The 6,644-nt window shown below is 63.7% G+C and carries 6 protein-coding genes; all 6 read right to left on the bottom strand.

The window, feature by feature from the left end; all coding sequences use genetic code 11:
• Nucleotides 1–213: 213 nt before the first annotated feature.
• Nucleotides 214–1,842, bottom strand: coding sequence for a DUF4139 domain-containing protein (locus tag E0L37_RS14595; RefSeq protein WP_236563947.1), 1,629 nt, complete (start codon nucleotides 1,840–1,842; stop codon nucleotides 214–216).
• Nucleotides 1,843–1,929: 87 nt separating this feature from the next.
• A complete protein-coding gene (hisC, locus tag E0L37_RS14590) occupies nucleotides 1,930–2,991 on the bottom strand; it encodes a histidinol-phosphate transaminase (protein ID WP_133492448.1) in 1,062 nt (353 codons plus the stop codon).
• 78 nt (nucleotides 2,992–3,069) lie between these two features.
• Nucleotides 3,070–4,371, bottom strand: a complete 1,302-nt coding sequence (hisD, locus tag E0L37_RS14585) for a histidinol dehydrogenase (RefSeq protein ID WP_133492447.1) — start codon at nucleotides 4,369–4,371, stop codon at nucleotides 3,070–3,072.
• Nucleotides 4,372–4,375: 4 nt separating this feature from the next.
• On the bottom strand, nucleotides 4,376–5,020 hold the full coding sequence (gene hisG / locus E0L37_RS14580; RefSeq protein ID WP_133492446.1) for an ATP phosphoribosyltransferase: 645 nt from the start codon (nucleotides 5,018–5,020) through the stop codon (nucleotides 4,376–4,378).
• 10 nt (nucleotides 5,021–5,030) lie between these two features.
• The gene (murA, locus tag E0L37_RS14575; RefSeq protein WP_133492445.1) at nucleotides 5,031–6,293 is read right to left on the bottom strand and encodes a UDP-N-acetylglucosamine 1-carboxyvinyltransferase; all 1,263 of its coding nucleotides are present in this window, start codon (nucleotides 6,291–6,293) and stop codon (nucleotides 5,031–5,033) included.
• Between the two features lie 51 nt (nucleotides 6,294–6,344).
• The gene (locus tag E0L37_RS14570; RefSeq protein WP_014995896.1) at nucleotides 6,345–6,599 is read right to left on the bottom strand and encodes a BolA family protein; all 255 of its coding nucleotides are present in this window, start codon (nucleotides 6,597–6,599) and stop codon (nucleotides 6,345–6,347) included.
• Between the last annotated feature and the right edge of the window lie 45 nt (nucleotides 6,600–6,644).

Genomic DNA, 6,644 nt, shown 5'->3' with positions numbered 1-6,644 from the left:
GAAAACCCAGGCCTTGGTCATACTCGCCCGCAAACTCGCTCGTATCGCCTTTGCCCTGATGAAGCACAAAACCCTCTATCAATCGGAGGGCCAAATCGCTTGATCTCCAACATAGAATCTCCCACAGTGGCTCCGTAGCGCCCTCTGTGGGAAGATGTCCGGGCGGCGCTCCGCTTGGCAGCGAATCCGCCCCCTAGCATTCCCACCTGCCGCCTAGCGCGGCAGGCCTTCCACTCCGAGCAAATCCATATCGGTGGGATAACGCAGCTGGAAGCCATGCTCCAGGCGCGTCTCCTTGTCCGCGGACACGGTGCGTTCCCAGGCCATCAGCCCCTTGATATCGCGGACGTTGCTCTGATCCGGTTCGGCCCCGGTGGCCTCCAGCTTGATGCGATCGTCATTGGGCACCGGTTGACGGTCGTACAACACCACGTCCACGGGCCTATCGTAGCTCGAGGACACGGTGATGCCGCGCGTCACCGTAAGCGTGTTCTCCTTGCTGATCAGGCCGGCTTCGCCCCGGCTGGCGGGTTCGGTGACCACTTCCACCCGCAACCGGGGGTCGTCACCAAAACTCATCCGCACCGTTTCTCCGAGTTGAATGCCTGCCGCGCGGCCGTAGCTGGAGAGTCGCTGCCCGTCACGCAGCACCGTCACCTGACCGCTCAGCCAGGGCACGCCGCTGCTGTTTTTCCACTCCCCCACCAACAGCACCGCGGGTTGTTGCCACAGGTAGCTTTCGCGGCTCAGGGTCACCGGTACCACCGCATCCTGATAGGCGATACGGGCGGTGCTGCCATCGCTGGCCAGGGACAGCGGCGCGTCCAGTGGCACCCGCATATCAAACCCGTGGGCCACCGGCTGCGGTGTCGGGGCCGGGGCCGCGGCGCCCTTCTTAAGGCTGGAACTCGCCATATCCGCCATTTCCGCCACGGGCTCCGCCATCACCGCCCGTGCGAAACGGTCGCGCTCCGGGCGCGGCCGGGCCAGACCGACAATCCACGGCGTCGGCTCCGGTAATGACCGGTATCCCGACGGCAGCAGCCCCAGAGTGGCTTTGACATCACGCCAATCCTCGCCGGTGCCATTGCGAACCTCGGCATAGGCGTTCAGGGCGATCTGTTCGGCACCACTGTTCAGGTTGGCTTGCAGTTGATTGCTCCAGCCGGCCTGGTGGGTGTAGTAGCGCAAGGCCAGGTCGGCGGTGCCGGCCTGCTCGGCGACCAGATCCACCACCAGCACCTGGCGTTGCTGCTGTTGCTGGCCCAATTGTAAGCGTTGCTGTTGCAGCGCTTGCAGTTGCCGTTGCCAGTCCGGCCGTTGCGCCGCCCGCTCATTGATCGCGGTCTGGCGCTGATTCACCGCTTCACGGATCTGGGCCCAGGCACTGGACCACTTTTCCACCGGTACTTCGCCGTACAGCGCTGGCCCTTGCGGCGCCTGTCCGAGCAGGGATTGCAACTGCTGAATCTGCTCCTGATCGAGTCGGTCGGCGGTGCCGGCTTCCTGGAGGCGGCGCTCCAGCGCGGCGATTTGTTCATCCAATGCCTGGCGGCGCTCGGAAACATCCTCGGCGTTACTTTCCCGGCGGCGCTGGACGCCTTCAAGCAGTGCCCCGTTGACCTCGAGTTGCAGGCGGTCCAGATCCAGTTCCGGCAAGCCGGAAATGATCAGTTGATGCTGTCCGGCCGGCAATGACTGGCGTAACGAACGGGTCAGTTCGGCCTGAGCGGGAAACAACACCACCTCGGTAACCGGAGCGGTGACGGGGAAGACCGCGGCAAGCGCCGCGGGAGGACACAGGCCCGCGACCAACGCGGGCAACAGCAGGCGTCTCATCATGGCGTCCTTGTATGACTAAACGAGAGTATGACTAAACGAGAGTATGGCTAAACGTCTCTATGACCAAACAGGGTGATGTCTGGCAGGTTATAGCAACCGGTCCAGCGCGGCCACCAGTGTCTGGTTCTGCTTCGCGTTGCCGATGGTGATGCGCAGATAATCGGCGATGCGCTCGGGCTTGCCGAAGTGCCGCACGATCACACCCTGCTCGCGCAGGCCGCGGGCCAGATCGGCGCCGCGATGATCGGGGTGGCGGGTAAAGACAAAGTTGGCGGCGGAAGGCAGGGTGTCGAAGCCACGCTCGGCCAACTGTCCAGTCAACCAGTCGCGCTGCTCCATCACCTGGTCCCGCCCCTGGCGGAACCAGGCGTCGTCCTCGAAAGCCGCCTTGCCGGCGGCGACCGCCAACCGGTCCAGCGGATAGGAATTGAAGCTGTCCTTGATGCGGGTAAGCCCTTCGATCAGTGCTTCGTCCCCCACCGCCAGGCCGATACGCAAGCCGGCCAGGGAGCGTGACTTGGACAGGGTCTGGGTCACCAGCAGATTCGGATAGCGATCGATCAAGGCGATGGCACTGTCACCACCGAAGTCGATATAGGCTTCGTCCACCACCACCACCGACTCGGTGTTGCGCCGCAGCAGCGCCTCGATGTCCGCCAGCGGCAGCAAGCGGCCGGTGGGCGCATTGGGGTTGGGGAAGATGATACCGCCATTAACGGCATCGTAATCGGTCAACCGGATGGACAGGTCACCCTGGCCCAACGGCACGGTTTGGTAATCAATGCCATACAACCCGCAATAGACCTTGTAAAAGCTGTAGGTAATGTCGGGGAACAGCAACGGCCGGGACTGGCGAAACAGCCCCATGAATATGTGCGCGAGCACTTCGTCGGAGCCGTTACCGACAAACACCTGCTCCGGCTTGACCCGATAATAGTCGGCAATGGCCTCGCACAGCTCGGTGCTGCGCGGATCCGGGTACAGGCGCAGACGATCATCCGCTTGCGCCCGGATAGCGTCCAGCACTTTCGGCGAGGGCCCCAGCGGGTGCTCGTTGGTGTTCAGCTTGACCAGATTGGCCATCTTCGGCTGTTCACCGGGCACATAGGGCTCGAGATCGCGAACGAACGGACTCCAGAATTTGCTCATAACCCATCGCGGTCGCTGGACCGCTCCTACGGTGCGTTGATCCTGTCATGGGAGCGGACCGGGCCACTCCCCACGACGTTAATCCTTCTTGATGCGGTATTCGGCGCTGCGCGCGTGAGCGGTCAGACTCTCGCCGCGAGCCAGAGCGGAAGCAATGCGCCCCAACTCGTTGGCGCCCTCCGGCGAGCAGCCGATCAACGAACTGCGCTTCTGGAAATCGTACACGCCCAGCGGTGAGGAGAACCGGGCGGTGGCGCTGGTCGGCAGCACGTGATTGGGGCCGGCGCAGTAGTCCCCCAATGCCTCCGGCGTATGACGGCCGAGAAAAATGGCGCCGGCATGGCGCACCTTGCGCGCCCAGCTCTCGGCATCGTCCATGGACAATTCCAGGTGCTCGGGACTGACGCGATTGACCACGTCCAGGGCCTGATCCAGATCCGCCACCTGAATCAGGGCGCCCCGATTGGCCATGGAAGTGCGGATGATGCCTTCCCGCTCCAGGGTCGGCGCCAGGCGATCCATGGCGGCGTCCACCCGCTTGAGGAATTCCGCGTCCGGGCTGACCAGAATCGACTGCGCTTCCTCGTCGTGTTCGGCCTGGGAAAACAGATCCATGGCGATCCACTCGGGATCGGTTTTGCCGTCGCACACCACCAGAATCTCGGACGGGCCGGCGATCATGTCGATGCCCACCTTGCCGAATACCTGGCGCTTGGCTTCCGCCACATAAATGTTGCCAGGCCCGACGATCTTGTCCACCGCCGGCACCGTTTCCGTGCCGTGGGCCAGGGCCGCCACGGCCTGGGCGCCGCCCAGGGAAAAGAAGCGCTCGACGCCGGCCACCGCCGCCGCCGCCAGCACCACATCGTTCAACTCGCCATCCGGCGCCGGGCTGACCATGACGATTTCGCCCACTCCGGCCACATGGGCCGGCAGCGCATTCATCAGCACCGAGCTGGGATAGGCGGCCTTGCCGCCGGGCACATAAATGCCGACCCGGTCCAACGGCGTGACTTGCTGACCCAGCAGGGAACCGTGCTCGTCCCGATACTGCCAGGAGTCCTGCTTCTGCTTTTCGTGGTAGGCGCGCACCCGATCGGCGGCGGCCCGCAGAGCGTCCCGCAGTTCGGCGGGAATGCGCTCCAGGGCGGCCAGCAACTGCTCCCGATCCACGGTCAGCTCGGCCATGGACGTCACCTGCCGGCGGTCGAACCGGTTGGTGTACTCGATCACCGCTTCGTCGCCACGCCGGGCCACATCCCCGAGGATGCCACGCACACGCTCGGCGACTTCCTCGTCGCGTTCGTCCGACCAGGCGGTGAGCGCGGTCAGGCGCTCGACGAAATCGCTGTCGCCGGCGTCCAGCCAGTTGGTTTTCATGTCATTACTCCCGTCGCGCCGCCACCGCTTTCGCCACCTGATCCAGGATCTCCTGAATCTGGCCGTGGCGGGTCTTCATGCTGGCCCGGTTGACCACCACCCGGGAAGAAATAGTGGCGATCATTTCAGTGGGTTCAAGGCCATTGGCGCGCAGGGTGTTGCCGGTATCGACGATGTCCACGATACGGTCCGCCAGCCCCACCAGCGGCGCCAGTTCCATGGCCCCGTACAGTTTGATCACCTCCGCCTGGCGGCCCTGCTGGGCAAAGTAGCTTTTCGCCACATTGACGAACTTGGTCGCCACTCGCAGGCGGCCGCTCACTGGCGGCGCGTCCTTGAGTGCCGCCACCATCAGCTTGCAGCGGGCGATCTCCAGGTCCAGTGGCTCGAACAGACCGTCCGCGCCGTGCTCCATCAACACGTCCTTGCCGGCCACGCCGATGTCGGCGCCGCCATGCTGCACGTAGGGCGGCACGTCGGTGGCGCGAATAACGATGATCTTCACGTCTTCGCGGGTGGTGTCGAAGATCAGTTTGCGCGAGGCGGACGGATCCTCGGTCATTTCAATGCCCGCCTCTTTCAGCAGAGGCAGCGTGTCTTTGAGGATACGGCCCTTGGAAAGGGCAATGATCAGCGGTTTCTGGCTCATGGCTTCACGGTCAGGAGGGGACACGACGAATGGTCGCCCCCAGGGATTGCAGTTTTTCCTCGATGCACTCATAGCCCCGGTCGACGTGGTAGATCCGGTCCACCAGGGTATCGCCCTTGGCCACCAGGCCGGCGATCACCAGGGAAGCAGAGGCGCGCAGGTCGGTGGCCATCACCGGAGCACCGGTCAGCGACTCGACACCACGACAAATGGCGGTATTACCCTGCACTTCGATATGGGCGCCCATGCGATTCAGTTCCTGCACGTGCATGAAGCGGTTCTCGAACACCGTCTCGACGATGGTGCCGGTGCCTTCGGCCACCGTGTTCATGGCCATGAACTGGGCCTGCATATCGGTGGGCATGGCCGGATAAGGCGCGGTGCGCAGACTGACCGCTTGCGGCCGCCGGCCCTCCATATCAAGGCTGATCCAGTCCTCCCCCGTTTCGATCAAGGCGCCGGCCTCACGCAGTTTCTGCAACACCGAATCCAGCAGGGCCGGATCGGTGTTCTTGGTCTTGATCCGGCCACCGGTGATGGCGGCGGCGATCAGGTAGGTGCCGGTCTCGATACGGTCGGAGATCACGTCATGGTGACAGGCGCCCAGCGAGGCAACCCCTTCCACCACGATGGTATCGGTGCCCGCGCCAGTGATCTTGCCGCCCATGCGATTGATGAAGTTGGCCAGGTCCACGACTTCCGGCTCGCGCGCGGCGTTTTCCAGCACCGTGGTGCCCTCGGCCAGGGCGGCGGCCATCAACAGATTCTCGGTACCGGTCACCGTCACGGTATCCATGACGATGCGGGCGCCCTTGAGGCGGCCCTGAACCTGGGCGGAGATGTAGCCGTTCATCACCTCGATCTCAGCGCCCATGGCTTCGAGCCCCTTGAGATGAATGTCCACCGGCCGCGAGCCGATGGCACAACCGCCGGGCAGGGACACCTCGGCGCGACCGAAGTGCGCCACCAACGGTCCCAGTACCAGAATCGAGGCGCGCATGGTTTTCACCAGCTCATAGGGCGCGGTGAATTCGCGGATACCGGTGGGGTTCACCGCCACGTTCATGTGGTCATCCAGCACCACATGCACTCCCATCCGGCCAAGCAGCTCGATCAGGGTAGTGACGTCCTGCAAATGCGGCAGGTTACCTACGGTGACGGTCTCGTCGGCCAGCAAGGTGGCGGCAAGAATCGGCAACGATGAGTTCTTGGAGCCGGAAATGCGGATCTCGCCGTCCAGGCGCTGTCCACCGGTAATCTTCAGTTTGTCCATGCGGATCTCTTAGAGCCTGTTGATAAAGGCAAATGGCGGGCCGCCCGGGGCTCAGGCCAACCCCATCTTCTGGGCTTTTTCCCACTCGGCCCGGGTATAGGTCTGGATGCTTACGGCGTGAATGGTGCCGTCGGCGATTGCCTGGTTAATGCAGCCATAGACCAGTTGCTGCTTTTTCACCGGCATCAGGCCTTCGAAGGCATCGGACACCACGCGGATCAGGAAGCGGTCACCGCCGCCGTCCACCGCCACCTCGGCATCGTCGAAGCCGGCTTCCACCAGCGCCTTCACGTCTTCCGGATTCATGGGAGCTCCTCATTCGAATGAACCGGCAATAATACGCGACGGCGC

This window comes from Alcanivorax sp. 24, assembly GCF_004360225.1.
GTDB lineage: Bacteria > Pseudomonadota > Gammaproteobacteria > Pseudomonadales > Alcanivoracaceae > Alloalcanivorax > Alloalcanivorax xiamenensis.
Note: the sequence above shows the minus strand (reverse complement) of the source record. Positions and strands in the feature narration are given on the sequence as shown.

What these genes read in the sequence shown, in the direction of transcription:
- E0L37_RS14595 (WP_236563947.1), bottom strand. Translation starts at nt 1,842, where the DNA reads ATGATGAGACGCCTGCTGTTGCCCGCGTTGGTCGCGGGCCTGTGTCCT.
- hisC (WP_133492448.1), bottom strand. Translation starts at nt 2,991, where the DNA reads ATGAGCAAATTCTGGAGTCCGTTCGTTCGCGATCTCGAGCCCTATGTG.
- hisD (WP_133492447.1), bottom strand. Translation starts at nt 4,371, where the DNA reads ATGAAAACCAACTGGCTGGACGCCGGCGACAGCGATTTCGTCGAGCGC.
- hisG (WP_133492446.1), bottom strand. Translation starts at nt 5,020, where the DNA reads ATGAGCCAGAAACCGCTGATCATTGCCCTTTCCAAGGGCCGTATCCTC.
- murA (WP_133492445.1), bottom strand. Translation starts at nt 6,293, where the DNA reads ATGGACAAACTGAAGATTACCGGTGGACAGCGCCTGGACGGCGAGATC.
- E0L37_RS14570 (WP_014995896.1), bottom strand. Translation starts at nt 6,599, where the DNA reads ATGAATCCGGAAGACGTGAAGGCGCTGGTGGAAGCCGGCTTCGACGAT.